Raw genomic sequence first — 25,571 nt, 5'->3', positions numbered from 1 at the left:
CATAATGCTCTGCAAAGGACGCAAACTCATCATTCAATATCGCTTCGTATTTGCTTCCTCTGGTTACGGCGGAACGCAGGTTATCAGGAACAATGGCACCAGGAACTCCACCGAAATAGTGTAAAGCATTCTCACACGCTTTGATCAGGTCTTCCTTTCGCTGGCTTTCTACCGCTTCCACATACGTAAGCTGGCTGCAACCCAGGATGGCAACAAACACCTCCACATCATGTGCTGTATCATCCTGCGATGTGGTGAGTTGCAGCTTACTGCCCGTAAAGTCGATATACATCTTATCCCCAGCTTTGTGGTCGATATGCATAACAGGCTTGGAAAGCTGAAGATAGGTGTGAACCGTGTTATTGAACCGTGAACGGGCATAGCCATCCGGGTGCTTTTCTATGTACTCAGCATGCAGCATCTCACGGGTTACGCCCTTCTTTTTGAGCCGCTTGCTTATCTCTGGCAGCAGGGCCTCCAACACTTGCATACGTGGGCTGCTGGTAACTTTAGACTCTGGAGTGGTAAACAACGCAGCAAGCTCACTATCACTTCTGGCGCCAAACTCTTCATGCGTCATGCCCAATGAGTGCCACACACGGACATACTTTTTAATGGTGTTTCGGGAGATACCCACCATTCCGTGGATCGTTTTGATCCCTGTACCCTGACAGTACAAACGGATGATCTGTCGTAATCTATTCATCTTGATCGGTTTATTGGACATGTATTCGCTGGTTTTTGTTTATCTAAAAAGCTAAACAAAAACCTTGTCCGCAGAAACCTACAGGTACATTACTTTAATCTCTTTTAAGGGGTCACTTTCGTCTGGCAAGAGGGGTCACTTTGCTTTGGCGAACGTGGTCACTTTCAACTGGCAAAGGGGGCCTTTTTGGATAGGCCGATAGGGGTCAATTTGGTGCGTTTTATCCACGCTCGTCATAGGTTTTTGTTTTTGGAGCTAACGAACTTTTGTTGATGACCTTAGCCAGCTTAACATCCGCCGCGCCGGTTAAGACTTCAATCCCTATGCTCGACTCGTTTTTGGTTAAGTAATACAAGTAGGTTTCTCCAGGCTCCCGTATTCGTTTTATTCTGGTATCGCCGTCCCGAATCATCTCGGCAAGTATGGCCGAAACTGTTGATACAGGTGTTTTAGAGCCGAAATCGTAATATTTTTTTTCTATAATGTGATTATAAATCTCAAGATAATTGGCCAATGCTTGACGGTCGTCCAGGCTTTTTAAGATAGCTTCTTTTATAGTCATGATAATTGCGATTGTCGGTTTAACGCATTGGTATTTACCAGGTAAAATCGAAATTACAATTTCCTTAACAAATTAAGCTTTTACTATTTGATAATATTTCTTTCATAGTTATTTTTATAAAAACTACTTGTCCTTAGACTATCGTAATCAATTAAAAATAAAAGGCGAACCTACTTCGGTTTGGTCTCCACGTTTCGTGTGTTATGCGGTTCCGCACGAAGGCGCTCTTCGGAATAACTTGAGCAGTAGATTCCATAAATCTATTCTCGATTCGCATTGAGCTTTCATCTAATTATTTAATGAGTATTTGGCGTGCCGCCATTGGGTTCGTTTGCTCTATCTCCATTGTACAGGAACTATCCTCAAATGTTTCCTAGCAATAGCCGCATGTTCGCCATTAATATTTGAAGAGTTCAGGATACCGGCAAGGTCTATTTGCAAAAACCGGGAGGCCAATCCCGCAATTCTCCAAAATCTCCACAAATAAAATTAGATGTATACTAGCCTTCACAATAGCTTCTTTTCTCATGTTGTTAAGTATTTAGCATTTCCTATATTAGCACTCCTGAACTTTAAACATGATTAATACCCGAGACCATTACGGTTGGCTCAATCACCGAGTAGAACGATATTTAAAAGTCCATCACGCAGACCTGATTGCCGATACGTCAACCGGACAATTTCGCAGTGAAATGGAGAAGATCTGTGCGCGAAAAGGCTGGTGGAAAATTATGCTGATAGTATTGATTGCCTTTAGCTTTTGTATGTTATTCCCACTAGAGGAAATCCTGCATCTTGTATTCAAGTCTGAAAATAAGTCTATCGCGACACTTATTGATCAACGCACTTCCAACCTCGCAACTATTGTTGGAATGATCTTAACTGTAACAGGTCTGGTTATCAGCAATATGGCTGTGAAAGAATCGTATGCTTATGAGGTTTTGTTTGCAAAATCACGATTATATGGCATCATTTATTTCGTATTATCAACTATCGGGCTACTAATTGTTATATCCTGTCTTCGTGATACGGTTGGCGAAAAACTATTTAATCGTATGGTACTTGTCGGAACTTTGTTCGTGCTATTTATACTTGTGCTTATTGCCTTACTTTTCAGGTCCATAATAAACTTTACCAACGTTAAGGCAATTGACAAGATCTACCGTGATTACCTCTTGATACAGGAGAAAAAAAATCTGCTAGCCGCTTTAAGAGTTAAATATAGTGCCGAGCAATTCAAAAATCTATTAGCGAAATATAAGGCCATAGAATATACTTTTTCACATGCTTTCGAAGATTCGCCACATTCATTTTCCATGTCGGTTATTGATGACGATACTGAACCATCTGAGGAACCACATTTGCAAGTTATTGATATCAACATGACCCAACTAGCTCATTTCATGGATCAGAAAAAGAAGGAAGGGCAAATATACTTTCAGCGTCTTCAACTTGATGCACTAACAAATCAACGTGACAATTACATTTGGGTAAAGGGACGATCCAATGCTAAAGAAGATAAAAAAGTACTAAAAAGCAGCCTTGTGCTCAAACAAGTAAAAGAAACGCCGACAGAGATACAACTTAATGCCCGCAAATATTTTGATGAAAAATTGGAGGAACGGACAGAAGATGGTAAGATGAGAGGAATTGAACAGATTTTAGATTCCTACCTTGATATGTATATGCTAGAAATGAAAAATTCAGACAAATGAGTAAAGAATTAAAGATTACCGATGGCATTGATGCCAATGTCTGGAGCGCATTTGTGAAGGTCTGTGAATCATCAAATGTCAAAGGCTACACCGCGCTAAACGAATTCATGTTGAAGGTCATCTATGCTAGTATTGACCACCTCCATCTGGATCACTTCAAAACATATATAGATTTTATACCCAATCTTTATTTTCAAACTTTCAATAATGAAGTTGGAAAAAGCACCTACACCAAGATTCAGCAACACTCAGTCGCTATCAGTTCGCTGTATTTAAAAGAGATCATCCAATTAGTTACTTTTCGAGCCAGAAGTAAAAAAAACAAGCCTGACATCAACCGGATCAACCAATTTTATGATTCTGGCTTCGGGGCCTATGGTAGATTATTGTTTTACATGATCCATCACGGTGATGCCAAACACTTTCTAGAAGCAATCGACCACCTGGAATCACTGGACGACCAAAACACGGGAAAGCTCTTTGCTCTAAAAGATGACATCCGAGAATATAAACGGAAGCCTGTAGCCGATCAGGATAAAGGGGTACTTGTTAAACTTCAGAAAGATTATTCGGCTTTATACCAGTTTCAAACTTATAAACGGCACGTTATAAGCGGGACGAAATATTGGCTTTACTATTCTTATCGGTTAGGTAAGATCAACAGCCCGACGCTAATTACACTGCTCGATAGGATTAGTATACCATTTAGAGATTGGACAGAGTTATTACGAGACCTCCTGTTCTTTAGGGAATACCGAATGCAGGGATACCTAAATTGGAACAGTTGGACAATGTTCCAGGATAAATCCGGCGAAACCCACATGATCAGTTCATCGGAGTGGTTGACTTTTGGTTTCCTAGCTGAAATGATCCGAGAAAATAATTCGTTTATCAATACCGCTGGATTAACAACTGAACAATTACAACAATTGGCCGCAGCATATCAGTCCTTAACAGATGAAGGCGTATATTTTCGAAATTATTGGGAGAAATGGACAGATGTTTTGAACACAGACTCTCAAAATAATTTAGTAGAGCGCGTCAATAACATCATTGAAATTTTTAAAGAGGGTAAACGAAAAAATTCGATCAACACCTATCAGGAAATCGCCAATGCGGATTTAGATGATTTGCGCTTGACAACATTTAAAACCCACGTTGGCAATTCCTGGAAAAATGCTGCACACATTACCAAATTGTTCAAGAGCCGCAACAATACGGTTGATCGTACCGGAGATGACGATGATCTTTACAAGATCGGAAGTAAAATAATCCTGGAGGGTGGTAAATCGGCCTTTATTCAGGGTGCGCATCACAGGGAAATATTTAATATGTCGGATATGGGTGGAAAACTTGGCCGTTGGGAAGACGATTATTTTTTCAGACAAATAATAAAATCCGATCCTGAGCAAATTAAAGGGAGATCACTCGTCAAAGTACTGGTGCGTGCCATTGAAACGTTGAAGTCGGTAGATGTGCAACCAGATTTAATCTTGCTCTCCCCGCAATATTCCTACAAGGATGAAGTTTTTTTGAAAGACGAGCGGTTCATTTCGAAATTGAAAGAACTGGGAGTTCCCGAAGATGAATCAAACTTTTACTTAGGCAAGTTTGATAATATTCCTATTTATACCTCTTTTAGCGAGCAATTGCGCGGCAAGGTCGTGGTTTGTGATTTTTCGCAGGCGTTCAATATGGAGTTTAAAACCAATCAAAATTGGTATGAAGGTCTGTTAGAAATTTCCGTTGCGCCAATTACTTTGGCTGACGCACAATTAAGGCTGGATGTCGAACCTGTCAGATGGAAAAAGACCGGCGATGGGAGTACATTAACCGATGAGGAAGCCTTAGCCTACATTAGAACATCAATTCTTATCGATATTTGGACGATACTTAAGTTCAACGTATTAAATGAGAACGCCTATATAGTGGGAGAGATCAATTTAAATGCAGGAGAAGATTTAAGGTGAAACGCTTTCTAAGGAATTGGAAGCAGCAGGTAATAACTAAATTAGTAAGCTTCGCAATTGCAGTTAGCGGGACTATCTAAAAATTCTACTAAATTGGTATTTGATTTAACCTAAATAGAAAATATGTACCCCTAGTAGCATTCGGATCAGTGATCATGATTTTGAATATAGCATAGGACAATTAGCTGTTTGGATGGTCAGAAGGTAAATCCCAAAGCGGACTCAATCCGTTTTTCCACTTTTATACGAGACATTTTCAATAACAGATAACTATTTATTATCTATTAAAGTTGTATTTAAATATAAAAGGCTTTGCTCAACGCAAAGCCTTAAGTTTAACTTAGAAATGTTCTATAGTTATTAAGATAATTTGCTTTGAAGCATCTTCATGTCTTCTTTTAATTTTCGTTCAACAACCTTAGCATAAATTTGTGTAGTTGTGATTTTAGTATGCCCCAATATCTTACTTACCGTTTCGATCGGAACACCATTAGATAAAGTTACAGTCGTAGCAAAAGTGTGCCTGGCTATGTGAAAGGTTACGTTTTTTGTGACATCGCAACGGTCAGCTATCTCTTTTAGATAACTATTCACTTTTTGGTTTGATATTTTTGGAAATACGCGGCCATCATACAATGCGCGTTCATTGTCTCTATACTTATCCAATATGGCTAAAGCTTTTGGTAGCAGCGGTACGATTACAGGTATTAACGTTTTTTCTCTGCATGTCCTGATCCATCTGTCGCCGTCAGCACCCGTTACAATATGCGCGGGCTCAAGATTGCTTACATCCACGTAGGACAGTCCGGTATAGCAGCAGAAGACGAACATATCCCTAACCATTTCGAGGCGCTCAATTCCAAACTTCTTTTCTTCAATAGCCTTCAATTCAACTTCTGATAGCTGCTCTCTATTAACTTTTTGGATTTTAAGTTTATAAGTAGCGAACGGGTCTGAATCTATCCAGTGGAGGTTTAATGCCAGGTTAGTCATCTTTTTTAATCGAATGATGTGTTTCATCACGCCGTTGTTATTAAGCGGCTTTTGATGATCTTTCGGTTTGTGATTACGCAAGAAAACTTCGAAGTCTTTCACAAACTTGTAATTGAGCTCACGCAGGTAAATGTCAGTAGCCTTATAATGCTCTTCAAGGAACTTCTTCAAATACCGCTGAGTAACGTAATAGTGTTTAAGCGTACTCCATTTCAAATCAGAGGTAGCCGTCTCGTTATGATAGCTCATTAGGCTGCTGAGCATAAAGGCTTCTTCTTTTTCGCCAAGGAAAAGACTCTTGATCGAACGGGTATTAATCAACTTTCCTTTCAATTGTAGTTCCTTGTAGCAGTTACCTAACTTCAATCGAACGTCGTCCAAATATGTGTTAAGCTCCTTTGTTTCACTCTTCGTGCCTTTGGCAGCACCTTTTCCAAAATCCCAGATACTGATGTCAACCATTTTCTGCTTTAAAGCAATAAAGCACTTTTCCTTGTTGATGGTCACCACCACATATAGGGGTGCTTTGCCGTCCTTCTCCTTATCACTCTTGATCGTAAAGTAGATGCGGAATGACTGTGATGTCTTCATACAATAACATTTTTAATGATTAATGAATTAATTACATCCTGTTTCAGCTTCGCTTTCAGGTGTTCAAAAGGTGTTCACAGCTTTTTCGTTTTTGTAATATATAATCTAGCTAATGAATTATTTATCAGCGCGTTACATCACTTTTGAACACCTAAGGTAAAAACTAATCTCAGGTAGTCAGTTAGGTGTTCAGAAGTTTGGCTTTCTTTGGAGTTCGTAAGGGTATAATTAATGAAAAAACCCCCTAAATAAGCTATTTAGAGGGTTTTCGATGTTCCCGATGACCGGGGAAGTGCGCCCACCTGGGCTCGAACCAGGGACCAAAAGATTATGAGTCTTCTACTCTAACCGACTGAGCTATAGGCGCGCTCCGAAAATGCGGTTATTTTCGAGGTTGCAAATATGGTAATTTGACGGGTTAAAAGCAAAAAATCAATCCAAAATTTGCAAGTAATTTGTAACCTGCTGTTTTTTAGGGAATTTATTTTATATAAAAAAGCACGGGAACAGGTCCCGTGCTTAAATAATTGCTTATAGCTTATTGTTTTGGTTTTGCGTCAGCATCTAACTCAATAATAGGGTAGCCTAATTTTTGCAGGCCAGGCAATATCCTGGCTTTGTCGCCCACTACCAATATTACCATTTTATCGGTATCCAGGTATTTGGCAGCAAGTTTATTAATCTCTGCCGGGGTTATGGTTGTTAAGATCTTGTTCTGCTCATCAACATAAGTTGGTTTAAGGTTGTACTCAAGCAAACGCGATAGAAACGCTGCTTTCTGTCCGTTTGTTTCATACTTACGAGCATCGCTTTGGCCAATTGATGTTTGGGTAAACTTCAATTCGTCAGGCGTAATACCTGTTTTCTGATAGTCGCGTATTTCTTTGATGAACTCGACAACAGAGCTATCAGTAGCGGTTGCAAGTACACCTGCCGACGCAGTGAACTCGCCGCCATACTTTCCTGATGAAAAGCCCGAGCGTGCCCCGTAGGTCCAGCCACGTTTTTCGCGCAGGTTGAGGTTGATGTGGCTGTTAAAGGCGCCGCCTAAAATGTAGTTGGCTATGCCTAATTTATAATAATCGCCTGTAGCATCGTAATTAAGTTTATCAAGATAACCTATGCGTATTTCAGACTGTGCAGCACCCGGAATGTCTACAAGATAAAGCGTTGTCTTATCGAATGTTTTACCTTCGGCAGGGGTAGGGACAGTTACTTTTTTATCTTTCCAGGCGTTCAGGAAGGCAAGGTTTCCTTTAGCCGTCCCTTCGTTAACGTCGCCTACAACAACAATTTTTGTTAATGAAGGGGTAAAGTAATTGTCGTAAAAATCCTGCACATCCTGCAGGGTTATGGCTGCAACTGTTTGCTCATTGCCTCCAACCGCATAGGTACGTACGTTATCTGTACCGTATAATATTTTGCTATACACGGTTGAAGCAACGCCTGCAGGTTGCGTTTTTGCTTGCTTTAAACCTTCAATAGTTTGTTTTTTAATGCGGTCGAGCGCTTCTTGCGTAAACTTTGGCGCAAGTAATTTCTCTTGAAGCAAAGTCATTGTCTTTGGCAGGTTTTTAGTAAGCGATGATACGGCTATTGCGATATCATCACTACCTGCAAATACAGAAATGTTGCTACCAATTTTATCCAGCTCGGATGTGAATTGCTCTGCAGTATACTTTTGCGTATCCTCGTTAAGCATACGGGCTACAATGCCTGCAAGGCCGGCTTTAGCCTGGTTATTAACTGCAAATAAGCCGCCGCCCTCAATAGATATCGACATGGATACCGATGGAATCTCGCTGTTTTGCGTGCCGATGATTTTAATGCCGTTTGGCGTAGTTGCTGTCCACAAGGCAGGTACTTTTATAGCCGGGTTGGCACCCATGCCTGGTTTGGCTGCACGGTCAAAATTATCTTTTGCTTTGGTGTATTTTAAGCCATTGTAGCCATAATCAGGGGCCTTATAGTTAGCAGTGTTAACAGTATAATTATCCGCTGCTACAGGTTGTACAGTACCGCCTTTTGGTAAAACGCTTAAAATAACCGCAGGTTTACCCTTAATGTATTTGTTGTATACACGCATTACATCCTCCTTAGTAACCGAGCGGATAGCAGCTAATTCAGCGCCTATCTGGTTTGGATTACCCGTCATGAATTGGGCTTGCGCAAGGGTTGATACCTTACCGCTAACGCTGGACAACTGGTTGATGTAGTTAGCTTCAGAACTTGCCTTGAAGCGGGTAAGGGCATCATCGCTTACACCGGTTTTCTCAAATTCCGCTAACGATTCTTCAACCAGTTTCTTGGCATCTGCAAGGGTTTGACCCGGGAAGGGAAGCACGCGGATTGATATTTCGCCGGCAAGCTCTGTATTTGATGAACTCATTGAGGCTTGCGCAGCTTTGCGTGTTTTCACAAAGTTTTTGTACAGAATAGAGTTACGGCCCTGACCAATAATTTCCGATAAAGCATCAAGTGCCGACATATCCTTGTCGTAAATTTTAACGCCAGGATATGTTATTGATAGCAAAGGCAGTTTTGCATAGTTGTCTGTGTATGATACATACCTGTCGGCAGTAAGTACCGGCGTGGGGAAGCTTGCATTTTTAACAACCGGGCCGCGCGGTATGCTGCCAAAATATTTACTTACCCATGCAAGGGTTTGTTTAGGGTTGAGGTCGCCGCCAATTGTAATGGTAGCATTGTTGGGGCCATACCAGCGTAGAAAGAAGTTCTTAAGATCATTAACACCAACCTTGTTAAGTTCTTCGATGTAGCCAATGGTTAACCACGAGTACGGGTGGCCATATGGATAAAGATTTTTTGAGGTGTATTCGCTGGCAAGGCCATAGGGGCGGTTATCATAGTTTTGGCCACGCTCGTTCTTAACCGTAGCACGTTGCACCTCAAATTTTTGCTGCGTAACGGCGTCAAGCAAAAAGCCCATGCGGTCACTTTCCAGCCAAAGCATTTTTTCAAGCTGATTGGCGGGCACTGTTTCATAATAGTTCGTACGGTCGCGATTGGTAGATCCGTTGAGCGTGCCACCGGCTTCGGTAATGATCTTGAAGTGATCGCCGTTTGCTACGTGATCGCTCCCTTGGAACATCATATGCTCAAAAAAGTGTGCGAACCCCGATTTGCCAATTTCCTCGCGGGCCGAGCCTACGTGGTACGTAACGTCGACGTGCACCAATGGGTCCGAATGGTCTTCGGCTAAAATTACCGTAAGGCCATTTGGTAATACGTATTTCTCGTAAGGGATAACAAGCTCACTGCCTTTCTTGGTGATTTTTTCCACCAGTTTAGGCTGTGTAGCCGTTTGCGCAACCGCCGCCGATGCATAAATAGCAATAGGGGCAATAAGCGCGGTGCTTTTTAAAAATTTATTCATTTTAGTTGGTTAATAGTTAGTGCTTACAAAGTGGTTTATAAACACTCACAATATCTGTATTTGATTGCCTGCTGCCAAAAATTGCATACTAAATTTATAGTTGTAACAAACTTGTGACAGATTTTTTATTGTTATAAATCGGGCGTTACCTGCGGCCTGGCTATCCGCTCATAAGGCTGCAGGCATGAAGCACAAGGCCGGTATCCGTTGCTATCCCTAAAGCAATAGCGTCTTAAATTCAGTATAAATTATTAACTTACAAACCAGTTAATTATCTGTCTTAAAATGAAAAAGCACTTTATCATCGCCTGTCTAATATTATGCCTGGCTATTCAACAGTCGTCGGCCCAAAGCAAGTTGCCCCAGCTGCTTATAAGGCTCGATGATATCGGCATGAATCATTCCGTAAACATGGCCATGCAGCAGTTTGCCAAAACTGGTATACCTTTTTCGGCATCGGTGCAGTTTGCAACACCATGGTACCAGGAGGCGGTTGCCATACTTAAGCAAAACCCGCAGGTAAGCGTCGGCGTGCATTTAACCCTAACGTCCGAGTGGCGTTATTACCGCTGGGGACCGGTAACCGGCCGTACTGCAGTGCCAAGCCTGGTTGATAAGGTTGGCTATTTCCCGCAAAGTACGGATGCGTTTGCTCAAAGCGGTTACAAGATTGAGGAGGTGGAGAAAGAGCTTTCGGCACAAATTGAGCGTGCAATTGCTTCAGGTTTAAAGATTAGCTATATCGATCCGCATATGGGTATAGCATTGTCAACGCCCAAATTGCGTGCACTAACCGAAAAGCTGGCCCGTAAATATCACCTGGGTATATCGCCACTCAGCAAAGCAGCTTATTTTCACGAAACCTATATGGAAATGTGGGGCGAGCCTGTGGCAACAAAACAAAGCGCATTTCTTAACTACGTATCAACCAAACTAAGCAAAACCAGGCCGAATCTTGTGGTTATCCATGTGGCTCAGCAAGGCCCGGAAATGGATGCGCTATTTGATATGAACAGCAGCATGATGAATACCAAAGCCGGTAAACCACTCACCAGTTTGCACCGCCAAACAGAACTTAACATGCTTTTGTCGCCACAATTTAAAGCTATGGTTGGCAAAAAGTTTACGCCAATAAATTATACTCAGTTGCTTGCAGGGAAAGATATTGGCACGTTGAAAGCGTTAAATGATCAATAGCTAAGCGCTGCAAATGAAACATTTGTGCAGCACGCCCGTTATATATTAACACTAACAAACTCCTGGCTTATGAAAACATTAAATGCACTTTACATTGCCGGTGCTATTGGCCTGGTTATTACCGCTACATTGCAAATGTTGTTTTCTACCATGATGGCCCGCCCGCTGTTGCACCCAACATTTTTAGCGCTTTATCCGCTGTGTATTATTGTGTTGCTTATCGGTAGCTACAAAATGCGCAACCGTAAAGCCGTAGATGCAAAATTTCAATAGTCATTAGGCTGCCATTGCAGTCTGTTGCTTTTTAAAGTTTGATTTGCGTAACTTTGCCTTCATGGCAATTACCGAAACGATAGAAGATTTTTATAAGCAAAAGTTCGATTGGCTTCCCGATAACCTGAGCCGTGATATTGGGCACTTTAATGTGTTTGATATGGAAAGCTGCTATCGCCCGGATGCAAAGCCAGTTGTATACGCACGCCGGGATTTTTATAAAATAAGCCTTACCTGTGCAAAAGGTATCATTCATTACGCCGATAAAAGTTTAGAGATAAACAGGCCCACACTGATATTTTTTAACCCGAATGTGCCTTACACGTTTGAGCATCTTGAAGAGGCGCACAGCGGTTATTTCTGCATATTTAAAGAATTGTTTTTTACTGAGTTGCTGCGCAGCAATATACATGACTTGCCTATGTTTAGCCCCGGTGGGCAGCCTACGTATGTGCTTAACCCAAGCCAAAAGGTTTATGTAGAGGATATATTTAAAAAGATGATTGCAGAGATTAACTCCGACTATCGCTTTAAGTATGACCTGCTCCGCAACTATGTTACTGAGCTGATCCATTACGCATTAAAAATTCAGCCTACTGAGGTTTTGTATCGCCACCCCGATGCCAACTCGCGCATCACATCAATATTTACCGAGCTCCTGGAGCGGCAATTCCCGATAGAGACGCCCAGCCAGCGTTTCAGCCTGCGGTCGGCCAAGGATTTCGCCGATCAGTTATCTGTGCATGTTAATCACCTTAATCGCGCCATAAGGCAAACTACAGGGCGCACCACTACCGATCATATCTCCGAAAGGCTTACAAACGAAGCGGTGGCTTTATTAAAGCATACCAGCTGGAACGTATCCGAGATTAGCTACTGCCTTGGTTTTGAAGAGCCGGCTCATTTCAATAATTTTTTTAAAAAACAAACCAATTCAACACCGTCTTCTTTTCGTGTTGTTTGAATTTTGCAATAATTGGTTTGAATGATGTAAACGCTTCCGTGTTTTGCTGCTGTACTTTTGTGTTATCAAAACACAAACACTTATGTACAGCACAAAATCATGGTTTATAACAGGAGCATCAAAGGGGTTTGGCCTTAGCCTGGTTAAACAACTGCTGGCGGCCGGCCACCAGGTTGCTGCAACCTCGCGCCGTTTGGCAGATCTTGTCTCGGCAGTGGGCGAGCCATCAGCAAATTTTTTACCTATCGAGGTTAACCTGGCCGACGAAGACAGCGTTGGATGCGCATTGCATCAAACAAAAAAAGCTTTCGGCCGCATTGATGTGGTTATCAATAATGCAGGCTACGGCATTGGGGGTAGTATCGAAGAACTTACCGATCAGGAAACCCGCGCCAGCTTTGATGTAAATGTATTTGGCACGTTAAACGTTATACGCAATGTAATGCCCTACATGCGCAAACAGCAATCGGGGCATATTATAAATATTTCGTCAATAGCAGGCATAGCGCCGGCAACGGGCTGGGCTATTTACGCGGCAACAAAATTCTCGGTAATTGGCTTAAGCGAAGTACTTGCTGCAGATGTTAAAGAATTTGGTGTAAAAGTAACAGTAGTTGCACCTGGAGCATTCCGCACAAGCTTTCTTACGCCCGACTCGCTCATTATAGCGAAAAACCCTATAGACGATTACAAAGACGTGCGCGAAACACACACCAGGTATTTAAAGATGGATGGCTCGCAAGCCGGCGACCCCGAAAAGGCCGCTGCTGCAATAATTAACGTTGCAGGCGAAGAAAACCCACCATTATACTTGCTGCTTGGCGGCGATGCTTACGATAGGGCTATGGACAAGTTAAATAAACTCGAGAAAGAATTTAAATTTAACGAAGATCTTTCCCGCTCAATGGCGTATAGCGCTTAATTATAAAATATGCTGATAAGCCTGCATCATAAAACCCGATGCGGTTTTATTGGTTTAGAATAAAGTAGGGTTATAAAAAATGACAATTACACTGTAGCAGGCCGCTACTTTTATCAACTTATATTTACTCACTAAAAACTAAAAAACAATACTTATGATTGATGCAAAAGCGTATGCGGCACAAGACCCGCAAACAGATTTAGCCCCCTGGAATTTCGAGCGACGCGAAGTTGGCCCTCATGACGTTCAATTTGATATTCTTTATTGTGGCGTTTGCCACTCAGACCTTCACCAAATTAAAAATGACTGGTTTCCGGGTATATTCCCAATGGTGCCAGGCCACGAAATTGTTGGCCGTGTTGTTAAAGTGGGCGACCATGTAAAAAATTTTAAAGTAGGCGACCTTGCCGGTACCGGTTGTATGGTTGACTCTTGCCAGGTTTGCGAAAACTGCAAGCAGGACCTTGAGCAATACTGCCTTGAAGGCAACACAGGTACATACAATAGCATGGAACGTGATGGTTCGATGCCTACCTATGGTGGGTATAGCAATACCATTGTAGTACGTGAAGAGTTTGTATTGCACATATCTGAAGATGTTGATTTGGCTGCAACAGCTCCTTTACTTTGTGCCGGTATTACCACTTATTCGCCGCTGCGCCACTGGGGCGTGGGCAAAGGCCACAAATTGGCCGTGTTAGGCTTGGGCGGCTTAGGCCACATGGGCGTTAAGTTTGGCGTTGCTTTTGGCGCCGAGGTTACGGTGTTAAGTACATCGCCTAAAAAAGAAGAAGATGCTAAAAAGCTGGGCGCACATCACTTTGTAGTTACCAGCGACCCGCAACAAATTGAGGCCGCAAAGGGTACGTTCGATTTTATACTGGATACAGTATCGGCAGAGCACGACTTTAATATGTACTTATCATTACTACGCACAAATGGCGTAATGATGTGCGTGGGTGCTCCATCAAAACCTGCGGAAATTTCGGCTTTCAGCCTGTTGGGTGGCCGTAAAAGCGTTGCCGGTTCTGGCATAGGCGGTATCAAGGAAACTCAGGAAATGCTTGATTTCTGTGCCGAAAATAATATTGTATCTGATATCGAGCTGATCGACATCAAAGATATTACCGCTTCATATGAGCGTATGCTTAAGGGTGATGTACGTTATCGCTTCGTAATTGATATGGCTACTTTATAGTTAAATTAATTTGACTGAAAGGCCGCTGATCATCTAATCAGCGGCCTTTTTTTGCTTGTGAAGTTTCTCTTAATTTTATACACACTTAATAACTGTAACTTACTTTCGCCGCCAAACCAATAGAGATATGGAAAGACGATCAGTATTAAAAGGTATAGGCAGTTTGTTTTTGGCGCCGGTGTTAGCGGGCAGAGCAGGAATAGTTTCAACTAAAAAGCGTGTTTTACGGGTAGCCCACATAACTGACGTGCATTTGAAAGACAGGTTTGGTGCACCCGCTAAGTTTGTAAAATGCCTGCACCACATGCAGCAGCAAAGCCCTAAGGTAGATTTTGTGCTTAACGGCGGCGATATCGTATTTGATATGAATAAAGAAAATATCGACACTATTTACACGCAATGGAAGCTTACCAAAGACATTATGAAAGCTGAATGCAGCCTGCCTGTTCATTATTGCCTGGGCAACCATGATATTTGGTGGAGCGAAAACAATAGGGGCCAGGCTATTTACGGTAAGCAATACTCAATGGATCAGTTGCAGCTTCCTAAACCATATTACAGCATAATTAAAAACGGCTGGAAGTTTATCGTGCTGGACAGTGTGCACCTTGATGTTGACGGCACCTGGTACATTGGCAAACTTGGCGACGAGCAATTTAACTGGCTGCAAACCGAACTTCAAAATGCTGATCCATCCATGCCCATACTGGTGTTGTCTCACATTCCCATACTTACTGCCACCAGTTTAATTGAAGACGACACCGTTAATAAATGGGTAATGTTGGGCGGCGATATGCATACAGACAATGCAAAGATCATAAAGCTGTTCTATCAGCACCCAAATGTTAAGCTATGCCTGTCGGGCCATATCCACCTGCGCGATAAGGTGGTTTATAATAACGTAACCTACATTTGCGACGGTGCCGTGAGTGGAGCATGGTGGGAGGGGAACCGCCGCGAAACGGCGCCCGGTTACGGCATTATCGATCTTTATGATGACGGCAGCTTTGATGAGCAATATGTTAATTATTTAGTTTAGTCATTGATTAACCTGAGCATCCAAAACCGAATTTAGTTTACCCGCACCTCAATAATCCTTTACAAAGGCTAATTGCTTGTCTTTATACTCCGGCTTTTTTAATTGCAGCTTTAGCGCTTTGAAACTTTGTATTGGCCCTTCGGACGCAAACATATTAACCAGCCATGCGGGGATGGTGCCGCCCGGGTCAACCTGCAATACGTATTCTACCTTCACCTCATCTTTATCTATAGGTATTATAAGCCATTTGCTTTTCGAGTCGGTTATGCGTACAACGCCTTCTTTAACCGGTATTATGTTTTCGCCCAAGGGCCCATCAATAGTAACAACTTTTGTGGTATTGTTTTGTGAGGTAACCAACTGCGCTATAAAATCGCGGTTTTGCAAGGGCCAGGGCATGGCTACTTCCGAGTAGTAATAAATATCGGTAGGCGAGGCCTGTTTCAAAAATTTAAAAGATTTGGTATGATACACCCATTCGCCACGGTTTTTAACATCAGTCAGTATTGCCGTCATTTGGGTAAGAGTTGCATTAAAATTACAGTCCACCTTAAGCGCTTTCAGCTTTGAATTGGGCACGCTGCGGGTATAAACTTTTATGCCGTCTTTTTGAGTGCTTAACTTCCAGTCCTCTTGTGCGCTGGCGGTGATCGCACAGCTAAGTGTAAGCAGCGCAGCAAGTATATATTTAATCATTTTTAGTATTATAGGGTGCGCTAAGTTAATACGCCGTTAACAATATATTGTCATGCACAAAACATAACATGGTGATGTGAAGGCATTTGTTTTTGATAGTGCGCGGCTAAAACATTTATTGTTTCTTTGCGTAATTCTTAAAACTGATAAGTATGTCGATATCTACCGAAGCCGAACGCCTGGCAATGGAACAAGTGAGTGATGCAGTTGCTGTAACGCTTAAAGAAATGAGAGAATATGCAAAACCCGGCATGACGGCAAAGCAACTCGACGATTTTGGCGGCGAAATACTTAATAAACTTGGCGCACGCTCTGCCCCAAAACTTACATATGATTTCCCGGGTTGGACCTGCATAAGTATTAATAATGAAGTAGCGCACGGGATCCCATCTGCCGACAAGGTATTGCAAGAAGGAGACTTAATCAATATTGACGTATCTGCCGAGCTTAACGGCTTTTGGAGTGATAACGGCGGATCATTTGTATTGGGTGAAGATGTAAACGGCCATCAAAAATTAGTTGATGCATCAAAGCAGATCCTGCAAAAAGCTATAAACAATATTAAGGGTGGCGTGCGAATAGCCGATATTGGTAAACTGATAGAAACCGAAGCGAAAAAATCGGGCTATACAGTTATCAAAAACTTAACCGGTCATGGCGTTGGGCGCAGCCTGCATGAGGAACCGCATAATATTGCCAATTATCATGACAGGCTTGAGCTGGGCCGCTTTCGTAAAAATTCGGTAGTGGCTGTCGAGACGTTCATATCAACCAAATCAACCATTGCCGAAACTGGGGCCGATGGTTGGACATTGACAGGTAACCGCGGTGGTTACGTTGCCCAGCACGAACACACCATTATTATTACCGGTGAGAAGCCAGTTATACTCACGGCTGCAAACGGCATTTGGGATTAATTGTGGATAGGCAGCGTGAACCAAAAAGTGCTGCCTTTTCCGCTTTCACTTTTCACGCCAATTTTACCGCCGTGCCTTTCAATAATTTCGGCGCTGATATATAAGCCCAGGCCAAGGCCCGAGTACTGCAAGCCGGTAGAGTCTACACGGTAGTAGCGTTCAAATAAATGCGGGATTTTGTCTTGCGCAATGCCCTCCCCAAAATCCTGTACAGATACTCGGGCTACATTACCACGCTTATCAATTGTTATGATAATTTGACGGGAAGCTGGCGCATATTTCACCGCGTTGTTAAGCAAATTAATTACAACCTGCTCAATTTTTGCGCTGTCGGCATATACATCAAGATTGGCGTCTCCCGTAACAACCAGTTCCTGATCGCTTGTCATACGAACATGTTCGCAGCTGTCGTTAATCAAGGCAGCAAGATTAAAAGAAGTTTTTTGTAGGCCCAACTGCCCCGCACTTATCCGCGACACGTTAAGTAAGCTTTCAATCAGGTGCTGCATTTTTAACAAGCTCGTGTTAGCTTTCTGTATAAAAGTGCTCACCTTATCAGGACTGGTGCCGGTTTTAATAAGCTTTTCTAATATTTGTATTGATGCCTTGAGCGATGTCATAGGCGTTTTTAGCTCATGACTTGCAATGCTTATAAAGTCGTCTTTTTGCTGCTGCAGGCGTTTAAACTCAGTAATGTCCAATATTGTACCCAGCATACGCACCGGGGTTTGTTTTTCATCAAAGTACAGTTTCCCTTGAAATCGTATCCAATGTACGCTATTGTCGGGGTGTATAACCCTTGCCTCATAAAATAACCGCCCACTTATCAATGAGGCTTCGTGAGCTGCCAACCTTATTTCCCTGTCCTCGGGGTGAAAGCAGCTAACCATCATCGAGCGCGTTATAGGTTTATTATAACCAAATATAGCATCAAATCGTGGCGAGGTTATCGTTTCCTCGGTAAGCATGTTAAGGTCAAAGGTGCCTATCTCGGCTGCCTCAATGGCCAGGCGGCTGCGCTCTTCAGTGTCCTCTATATTTCGCCTGGACTGTACCTTATCGGTTACGTCAAACGCAATAACCATTACCGAACTGATTGATCCGTCGAAATGCCTTATAGGCTCATAAACAAAGTCTACATATAACTTTTCGGCTACATTGTTGCGTATAAGCAGCAGTTCATGTTCGTTGGCTATATATGGCACGCCGGTATCAATAACCCCTTTCATTATAGGTGCATATAAGTCGGCAGCTTCCGGTACTGCTTCCCAAATGGTATTATTTTCTAAGTCGATGCGTTTCCTGCCAACAAGTTCAAGGTAGGCATTGTTTACCACCTCAATGGTCATATCACTTGCGCGAATTATGCAAATACCCACGGGGGCCTGGCGAACAAGGTTGTTAAGCTTTAATTCGCTTTCTTCAACGGCCTGTTTTGCACGTTCAAGTTCAGTTACATCGGTATTGAATGCAACAACACCATATATGCCACCTTCAGTATTAAAAAGAGGTTTGTAAGTAAACTTATAATAAGAAGTTTCCAGTCGGCCGTTAATCATAATATCAACGCGCGAGTTGCCGCTGTCAAAAACTTGGCCCGTATGATAAACGCTTTGCAGATATCCAAAAAAAGGTTGATCGTGTAATTCAGGTAAAGCTTCGGTAAACTTTTTGCCTATAACGCTTTCATCTCTGCCCCAGGCTTTTAAAGTGGCATCATTAGCAACAGAAATAATCATGTCTTCGCCAACGCACACAAAAACCGGGAAGGGCGATAGCTCGACAATGTTGCGAAAAATAGATTCGGCGGGCTGCAATTTGCTTGTTTTAAACTAAAAAGGATTATTTCAAAAATAGCAAAATTACTGGCGTTTTAAAGTTTGTTTTAAATACATTTAACCCTGCGGGCAGCTTTGCTCATAATAAACGGGCGAAAATATTTTGCGTGTATTATTGATCAAGTACTTATATCAATGAAGACTGAAAAGCAAAAGATGATAGATGGCGAATACTACCTGGCCAGCGACGAAACACTTGCTGCTGAACGCCGTGCATGTAAAACATTATTGAAGCAGCTTAATACTACAGGTTACGTATTTGGCGATGAAACTAAGCAAATCCTGCGCAAGTTAATCCCCAATGCGCCTGCAAGCCTTTATATAGAACCGCCGTTCCATTGCGACTATGGATATAACATCAGCTGTGGTGAAAATGTATACTTTAACGTTAACTGCGTAGTGCTTGATGTTACCTATGTTAAAATTGGTAGCAATGTATTTTGCGGCCCCGGTGTGCAGATCTATACTGCGACACACCCGCTTGATGCGGTGCTGAGGCGAAGCCATGAAAACGGAAAACCCGTAACCATTGGCCATGATTGCTGGATAGGTGGGGGAGCTATAATTTGCCCGGGCGTTACTATTGGCAGCCGTTGCGTAATAGGCGCAGGGGCGGTTGTAACCAAAGATATACCTGATGACAGCCTTGTCGTTGGTAACCCGGCGCGCGTAATAAGGCAGATAGAACCGCTCGATAAAAATGTTTAAAACTTTACATGTGTAAACATCAAAATAAAGCCGTATGCGCTTGCCCGATCATATTTTTTTGATACTTTTACCGCTACCCCTCCTTTAATTAACTATTGGCAGCGTTAAATAACATTAACGCTTTTTTAATTTTAATTGAGATATAGTAGCCTTATATAGTTAATGAGTAATTTTCCTAGTGGCTTTTCGGCTGAACAGATACTTGACGTGCTGTCGCAAACCAACACAGCAACCGCCATACATTCTACCGATGAGATGATCATCGAAACTGCGAATAACGCTATGATTGCCATTTGGGGCAAGGATAAAAGCGTTATTGGCAAACCAATTGAAGAAGCTTTGCCCGAGCTTAAAGGGCAGCCTTTTTTAAGTATGCTGCAAAAAGTATTGCACACCGGTGTTACCGTTTCCGGTACCGATACCATGGCCGAATTGGTAGTTGATGGGCAGTTACAACCTTTCTATTTTGATTTTGAGTATCGCGCCATTAAGAATAGCAATGGAAAGCCTTATTGTATTCTACATACAGCTACTGATGTAACGCACAGGTATTTGTCAAAGCTTCGTGAGAAGGAACTTGAGGCCGAAGTGCAGGCCATGAACGAAGAACTTTCGGCAGCTAATGAAGAGCTTGCAGCAGCCAATGAAGAAATGGCTGCTACCAACGAGGAGTTATTAGCTACAAATGAAGAGTTAAGCGAATCGCAGCAGGAATTGTTACTTGTGAATGAAAGTTTGGCCGAAAGCGAAGCCCGTTTCAGAAATACGGTTATGCAGGCACCCGTTTGCATAGGCGTATTGAAAGGTCCAAATTTGATTGTTGATGTTGCCAATGCTGAAATGCTAAAGGTGTGGGGCAAAACAAGCAGCATAATAGGCTTGCCGCTTGATGAGGCGCTTCCCGAACTAGAGGGCCAACCATTTCTGGACATTCTTCGTCAAACGTATAGTACCGGTGAAGTATATTACGGCGATGAAGCTATGGTTACTATAGAGCATGAGGGCGTTCTGCATAATGGTTATTTTGACTTTATTTACCAACCCCTGCGCGATAAACATGGTGTATCGGGCATAGTGGTAGTTGCCGTTGACGTAACCGAGCAGGTTATTTCACGCAGAAAAGTGCAACAAAGCGAAAACAGGCTAAACAGCATGGTTAGCACCGCGCCAATAGGCATGACGGTAATACGCGGCTATGACCTGATCATCGAACGTGCAAACAAGCGTATGTTCGAGATTTGGGATAGAAAGGAAGGTGAGGTGCTTGGCAATAAACTGCTTGATGTTTTTCCGGAATTGATAGGCCAGCCATATCCCGAAATGCTTTACAGTGTGTTACAAAGTGGTGAGCGTGTTGCTATACCCGAGCTGCCTGTAAAAGTGCAAACGGACAATGGGTTGGTGGATTACATAGTAGACTTTGCTTACGACCCGCTTTTTGACATGGATGGCAAACCGGAAGCTATATTGGCAACTGTAGTTAATGCCACTGAAATGGTTAAAGCAAGGCAGGATCTTGAGAAAGCACAAGACACCCTTAAACAGGCTATCGAGTCGGCAAATATTGGTACCTGGAGTGCCGATCTGCAAAATGATTCCCTGGTAACTTCTGATGTGTTTAATCGCATTCATGGTGTCCCAGAAGCCACTGCGCTTAAACTCTCAGACGCTTTGAAAATGATTCCGGCAGATAACATTGACAATTTAAAGAATGCCGTGAAAAGTGCTATTGATATGCACGAAAATTTTAACCTCGAGTATTTAATGAACCCGATGGATGGCGGCAAACCGAAATGGCTGAAAGCTACAGGTAAGGCCTACTATGATGCTGATAATAAAGCGAATATAATATCCGGTACGGTAATAGATATAACTGAGAATAAATTCCATGATCAACAAAAAGATGACTTTATAAGCATTGCAAGCCATGAGCTTAAAACACCTGTCACCAGCCTTAAGGCGGCTTTGCAGTTGATGGATAAAGTTAAGAATAACAATCCACCATCACCCATGATGGGCAAGCTTATAGAGCAAAGCAACCGCAGTATGGAAAAGGTGAGTACTTTGATTGAAGATCTGCTTAACCTAAGCCGCATGAACGAAGGGCAGCTGCATCTCAATAAAACAGAATTTGATTTGAGCAAAACGCTAGGCCAATGTTGCAATCATGTGCGTTTGGATGGAAAACATAACTTGGTGCTTGAGGATTTGGAATCACTTATCGTTTATGCCGATGAGCACCGCATAGACCAGGTAATAACAAATTTTGTAAACAACGCAGTTAAATATGCACCCGATTCAAGGGACATCGTATTTAACCTGAAAAGACAAGGTGATTTTGCCCTAGTGTCTATAAGTGATTCGGGCCCCGGTATATCTGAAGAGAATCAAGAGCACCTATTTGAACGTTATTACCGCACTGATGCCGCCGGTTATCAAAATTCAGGTTTGGGCCTTGGTCTATATATTAGTGCCGAGATTGTGCGCAAACATGGCGGTGAAATTGGTGTAGAAAGTGAGTTAGGTAAAGGTAGTCGGTTTTGGTTTACACTACCACTTTAAACAACGGCATCTATATTAAGCGAAAACAAAAAGCGTTTAAAAGCATTGTTTAACTGATTAATTTATTGCAGATACTCGATATATGGCATCGTACCCTATACCAGATAATGAAACAGAGCGTGTTGAAGCGCTGCAATCATACAAGATACTAAATACATCTCCCGAGGAGGATTTTGACGAACTGACTGCACTTGCTTCTGAAATTTGCAAGACACCCATAGCGCTTGTATCCCTGATAGATGAGGACCGCCAATGGTTCAAATCAAATCACGGCATGTCTGATACCAAAGAAACAGCACGCGAACTGGCATTTTGTGCCCACACCATCGTTAACGAAAATGATGTTATGGTGGTAAATGATGCCCGCAAGGACGAACGCTTTGCTAATAATCCTATTGTAAAAGGAGACGAGAAAGTTGTTTTTTATGCAGGGGTACCCCTGGTTAATCCCGATGGTTATGCGCTGGGTTCACTTTGCGTTATCGATCACGAGCCTAAAAACCTTACCGAAAGTCAGCTAAAGGCCTTACGTACACTGGCCAAGCAAGTACTTGCACAAATGGAGCTTCGTCGTAAAATTGCGACATTGCAAAAAGCAAATGACGAGTTACAAGAGGCGAATGCGTTTATACAACGTTTTGCTACCACTGCGGCGCATGATATTAAAAACCCACTTAGTAGCATCGTATTAACATCGCAGGCCCTACAAAGCCGTTTAGACGGTAAGGTGGACGAAAAGAGCCGCAACCTTGTTGATATGACCATCAGTTCATCACAGCGCCTGATGGCTATGGTTGATGATATGTTGCAATATTCAACAAATCCGGCAACACTGGTAACAAAACAACAGCCGTTTGATCTGGAAAAATTGCTCAACACCGTGATTGGTCTGATAAACCCGCCTTCAGATATTAAAATTCACCTTCCAAAAGTTGATCATAAATTAACTTGCTCTTCCGTGGCGCTCGAACAAATATTCTTGAATTTGATTGGTAATGCTGTTCGATATAACGACAAGGAGGAAGGCGAGATTAGTATCAAATTCAGTCAAGATGATAAGTACTACCACTTTAGAGTGGAAGATAACGGTATGGGAATGGCCGAGAAAAACCTGGAGCGTATTTTTCATAAAGACGTTACCCTAAACGTGACTGACCGCTTTAATAAAAAGGGCACGGGCATTGGATTGTACACGGTACGTTCGCTGGTCGAAAAGTTGCAGGGTAGCATTTACGCAGAGTCGCGTATAGGTGTTGGCAGCTCATTTAACTTCTCTGTACAAATAGGCTTATCTATTGATGAACGCGCCATTTTAGCTAACTAAAAAGGCCGACGGTGTGATGCTTTAGCGTTATATTTAGCGGTTGAAAAATCGTTAGCATGGCAAGTGAAAGCATTATACCGTACAACATCATAGATCTAATTGCCGAATTTGAGATCGATGGACATATTGCTAATATAGAATCTATTAAACGGTTTGGTTTAAATGAATCATTCAGATTAAGCAATGGTGATTCTAATATGCCTGACTATCTTTTACAGCGTGTAAATCATCTTGCATTCCGTAACATTCCCGGCATGATGGAAAACATTACGCGCATTTCAACCCATATTCCCAATGGCTCGATAGAGGATGCAAATTACCTTTCATTCCCTAAGCTTGTAAAGCTGCATGATGGTAGCCTATATCATAAAGATCATGATGGCAACTACTGGCGCATGTTTTTTTATGAAGATGGTAATGACTTATCAGCCGCCACTGATAGGGCTTCAGTGGCAAGCGAAACCGGTAAAGTTTTCGGCGCTTTTTTGAGCCAATTCTCCGGCATGGATGCCATGCAGCTGCATGATACAGTTATTGGCTTGCATGATACGGAATACAAGTTAGGCTATCTCGAAGATGCTTTTCACAACAATATAGCCGGGCGGGCAGCATTGATACAATCGGAGTACGATTTTATAAACGAGAGGGGGGATATTATGTGCGGCGTGCTGTATCTCGGTATGGCCGGGCAACTGCCGCTGCGGGTAGTTCATAATAATGCCTGTCTAGGTAGTCTGCTGCAACGCAATGATGGTAGGGGGATTGTTATTGCCAACCTTGACACCGTGATGGCCGGCTACCTGGCGTACGACTTTGGCCACGCTTTCATGAGTATTACGATTGCTAACACCGATGATGATGCAGAAATTGCTCCCGATATTGATGTTAAGTTATTTGAGGCCTTTACAAAAAGTTACCTGCAGCGAGTTGCCAATGTTATACAGCCAATGGAGGTACAGTCCTTAATGCTTGGTGTTTTAATGATGCCCTATCTTCGTGCTGTGCAGTATCTTAATGATTATCTAAATGGCGACATAAGCCACCAAGTCAATTACCATGATCAAAATCTTAAAAGGGCAAGGTTTTATATCAACCTCGTCAAAAACATTGAAAACGCACAGCCGGAGCTGAAGCTGGTTATCGACAAATGTGCAGGCGAGTATGTTTCATCAATGACTAAGCCGCAATAATACACAGTCCTTTGGGATGGCGCTATAGCTTCACGTTTACAAGTTATTTATATCTATCGATTTATCAAAACTGCGTAATCTGGTATTAACTATAAAGAAAATTAGAATCATATTATATTGTAAACCAGAATTTTATGCTATTTAACGAAAGTGATTTAAAAGTTTTGATATTGCTAGGTTTGCTTACATTTGTGAGTACCAATTTAAAACAACTATGAAAAAAGCAGTTCTTATTGTGGTGAGTATGTTTTTTGGGCTTACTGTTTTTGCGCAGGATACTATTATCCCAGCAGCGCCCGGGGTAATATATGGAAAAGCCCTAACTGCTGATGAAGCAGTTAATATTGACGCTTTGAACGCAACCCTTTCGAAAGACAGTGCATACACCGGCAAAATAACAGGCACCGTAGTAGAGGTTTGCAAAAAGAAAGGCTGCTTTATTAAACTCGAGCAGGCTAATGGTAGCCCGGTAATGGTTCAGTTTACAGACTACGCTTACTTTATGCCGCAAAACATTGTGGGTAAAACTGTAGTGGTTGAAGGCAAAGCGAGAGTTAAAAAAACTTCTGTTGAGAAGTTGAAACACTTTGCAGCTGATGCCGGCAAGAGCGCCTCGGAGATTGCGATGATAACGGAACCTAAAAAGGACATAGCCATTATGGCCGACGGCGTGTTGGTAGTGAAGTAAAGCTTTCAATATAAAACAGCGGCCGGTAATCGAATGTTACCGGTCGTTTTGTTTACATGCGCCAACGTTTTCGTTAAATATTTCCCTTTTTTGCAGGAATAACCCTATAATTACAATCCGC

The 25,571-nt window shown here is 42.4% G+C and carries 20 protein-coding genes and 1 tRNA gene; 14 read left to right on the top strand and 7 right to left on the bottom strand.

Annotated features, from left to right (window positions below; genetic code table 11):
• On the bottom strand, window positions 1-706 hold a 706-nt coding region (locus FPZ43_RS04430; RefSeq protein WP_186461761.1), incomplete at its 3' end, for a helix-turn-helix domain-containing protein.
• Between the two features lie 220 nt (window positions 707-926).
• Window positions 927-1,268 (bottom strand): HTH domain-containing protein, encoded by a 342-nt coding sequence (locus FPZ43_RS04425; protein WP_146380621.1) that lies wholly within the window; start codon window positions 1,266-1,268, stop codon window positions 927-929.
• Between the two features lie 578 nt (window positions 1,269-1,846).
• Between FPZ43_RS04425 and FPZ43_RS04420 the strand changes: the two genes are divergently transcribed.
• Together FPZ43_RS04420 and FPZ43_RS04415 are read left to right on the top strand one after the other, a co-directional pair.
• Window positions 1,847-2,983 carry a hypothetical protein gene (locus FPZ43_RS04420; protein ID WP_146380620.1) on the top strand — a complete coding sequence of 379 codons (1,137 nt, stop codon included), beginning with the start codon at window positions 1,847-1,849 and terminating at the stop codon, window positions 2,981-2,983.
• Complete coding sequence (locus tag FPZ43_RS04415; protein WP_146380619.1) at window positions 2,980-4,953, top strand: hypothetical protein; 1,974 nt, start codon at window positions 2,980-2,982, stop codon at window positions 4,951-4,953. Before FPZ43_RS04420 ends, FPZ43_RS04415 begins: the two co-directional genes overlap by 4 nt.
• Window positions 4,954-5,313: 360 nt before the next feature.
• Here FPZ43_RS04415 and FPZ43_RS04410 read toward each other — a convergent pair whose 3' ends face one another.
• From FPZ43_RS04410 to FPZ43_RS04400, 3 genes are all read right to left on the bottom strand, one after another.
• On the bottom strand, window positions 5,314-6,537 hold the full coding sequence (locus tag FPZ43_RS04410; protein WP_146380618.1) for a site-specific integrase: 1,224 nt from the start codon (window positions 6,535-6,537) through the stop codon (window positions 5,314-5,316).
• 293 nt (window positions 6,538-6,830) lie between these two features.
• Window positions 6,831-6,904 (bottom strand) — tRNA-Ile (locus FPZ43_RS04405).
• Window positions 6,905-7,075: 171 nt separating this feature from the next.
• On the bottom strand, window positions 7,076-9,934 hold the full coding sequence (locus tag FPZ43_RS04400; RefSeq protein ID WP_146380617.1) for a M16 family metallopeptidase: 2,859 nt from the start codon (window positions 9,932-9,934) through the stop codon (window positions 7,076-7,078).
• Between the two features lie 285 nt (window positions 9,935-10,219).
• Here FPZ43_RS04400 and FPZ43_RS04395 point away from each other — a divergent pair, with 285 nt between their 5' ends.
• The 6 genes from FPZ43_RS04395 to FPZ43_RS04370 all read left to right on the top strand — a co-directional run bounded on the left by FPZ43_RS04395 (window position 10,220) and on the right by FPZ43_RS04370 (window position 15,527).
• The gene (locus FPZ43_RS04395; protein WP_146380616.1) at window positions 10,220-11,131 is read left to right on the top strand and encodes a ChbG/HpnK family deacetylase; all 912 of its coding nucleotides are present in this window, start codon (window positions 10,220-10,222) and stop codon (window positions 11,129-11,131) included.
• A 69-nt stretch (window positions 11,132-11,200) separates the two neighbouring features.
• Window positions 11,201-11,404 carry a hypothetical protein gene (locus tag FPZ43_RS04390; RefSeq protein ID WP_146380615.1) on the top strand — a complete coding sequence of 68 codons (204 nt, stop codon included), beginning with the start codon at window positions 11,201-11,203 and terminating at the stop codon, window positions 11,402-11,404.
• Between the two features lie 61 nt (window positions 11,405-11,465).
• Window positions 11,466-12,368, top strand: coding sequence for a helix-turn-helix domain-containing protein (locus FPZ43_RS04385; protein ID WP_146380614.1), 903 nt, complete (start codon window positions 11,466-11,468; stop codon window positions 12,366-12,368).
• 82 nt (window positions 12,369-12,450) lie between these two features.
• A complete protein-coding gene (locus tag FPZ43_RS04380; protein WP_146380613.1) occupies window positions 12,451-13,290 on the top strand; it encodes an SDR family NAD(P)-dependent oxidoreductase in 840 nt (279 codons plus the stop codon).
• A gap of 154 nt (window positions 13,291-13,444) precedes the next feature.
• The gene (locus FPZ43_RS04375) at window positions 13,445-14,488 is read left to right on the top strand and encodes an NAD(P)-dependent alcohol dehydrogenase (protein WP_146380612.1); all 1,044 of its coding nucleotides are present in this window, start codon (window positions 13,445-13,447) and stop codon (window positions 14,486-14,488) included.
• A gap of 127 nt (window positions 14,489-14,615) precedes the next feature.
• Window positions 14,616-15,527: a metallophosphoesterase family protein gene (locus tag FPZ43_RS04370; RefSeq protein ID WP_146380611.1), complete on the top strand. Its 912-nt coding sequence runs from the start codon at window positions 14,616-14,618 to the stop codon at window positions 15,525-15,527.
• A 48-nt stretch (window positions 15,528-15,575) separates the two neighbouring features.
• On the opposite strand, the gene FPZ43_RS04365 is transcribed toward FPZ43_RS04370, so the two are convergent.
• Complete coding sequence (locus FPZ43_RS04365) at window positions 15,576-16,223, bottom strand: START domain-containing protein (protein WP_146380610.1); 648 nt, start codon at window positions 16,221-16,223, stop codon at window positions 15,576-15,578.
• 152 nt (window positions 16,224-16,375) lie between these two features.
• Here FPZ43_RS04365 and map point away from each other — a divergent pair, with 152 nt between their 5' ends.
• Window positions 16,376-17,140 carry a type I methionyl aminopeptidase gene (gene map / locus FPZ43_RS04360; protein WP_146380609.1) on the top strand — a complete coding sequence of 255 codons (765 nt, stop codon included), beginning with the start codon at window positions 16,376-16,378 and terminating at the stop codon, window positions 17,138-17,140.
• On the opposite strand, the gene FPZ43_RS04355 is transcribed toward map, so the two are convergent.
• A complete protein-coding gene (locus tag FPZ43_RS04355; protein WP_146380608.1) occupies window positions 17,137-18,957 on the bottom strand; it encodes a PAS domain-containing sensor histidine kinase in 1,821 nt (606 codons plus the stop codon). The two genes, map and FPZ43_RS04355, sit on opposite strands and share 4 nt — an antisense overlap.
• A gap of 156 nt (window positions 18,958-19,113) precedes the next feature.
• On the opposite strand from FPZ43_RS04355, the gene FPZ43_RS04350 reads away from it, so the two are divergent.
• The 5 genes from FPZ43_RS04350 to FPZ43_RS04330 all read left to right on the top strand — a co-directional run bounded on the left by FPZ43_RS04350 (window position 19,114) and on the right by FPZ43_RS04330 (window position 25,450).
• On the top strand, window positions 19,114-19,686 hold the full coding sequence (locus FPZ43_RS04350) for a sugar O-acetyltransferase (protein ID WP_146380607.1): 573 nt from the start codon (window positions 19,114-19,116) through the stop codon (window positions 19,684-19,686).
• A 162-nt stretch (window positions 19,687-19,848) separates the two neighbouring features.
• Window positions 19,849-22,248 (top strand): PAS domain-containing sensor histidine kinase, encoded by a 2,400-nt coding sequence (locus FPZ43_RS04345; protein ID WP_146380606.1) that lies wholly within the window; start codon window positions 19,849-19,851, stop codon window positions 22,246-22,248.
• A gap of 82 nt (window positions 22,249-22,330) precedes the next feature.
• Complete coding sequence (locus FPZ43_RS04340; RefSeq protein ID WP_146380605.1) at window positions 22,331-23,572, top strand: sensor histidine kinase; 1,242 nt, start codon at window positions 22,331-22,333, stop codon at window positions 23,570-23,572.
• Window positions 23,573-23,628: 56 nt separating this feature from the next.
• The gene (locus tag FPZ43_RS04335; RefSeq protein ID WP_146380604.1) at window positions 23,629-24,762 is read left to right on the top strand and encodes an aminoglycoside phosphotransferase family protein; all 1,134 of its coding nucleotides are present in this window, start codon (window positions 23,629-23,631) and stop codon (window positions 24,760-24,762) included.
• A gap of 214 nt (window positions 24,763-24,976) precedes the next feature.
• The gene (locus FPZ43_RS04330; protein ID WP_146380603.1) at window positions 24,977-25,450 is read left to right on the top strand and encodes a DUF4920 domain-containing protein; all 474 of its coding nucleotides are present in this window, start codon (window positions 24,977-24,979) and stop codon (window positions 25,448-25,450) included.
• Window positions 25,451-25,571 lie beyond the last annotated feature (121 nt).

Origin of the sequence: Mucilaginibacter pallidiroseus (assembly GCF_007846085.1) — a bacterium.
In the GTDB taxonomy this organism is placed as follows: Bacteria; Bacteroidota; Bacteroidia; order Sphingobacteriales; family Sphingobacteriaceae; genus Mucilaginibacter; species Mucilaginibacter pallidiroseus.
This window is presented reverse-complemented; position numbering and strand designations above follow the sequence as displayed.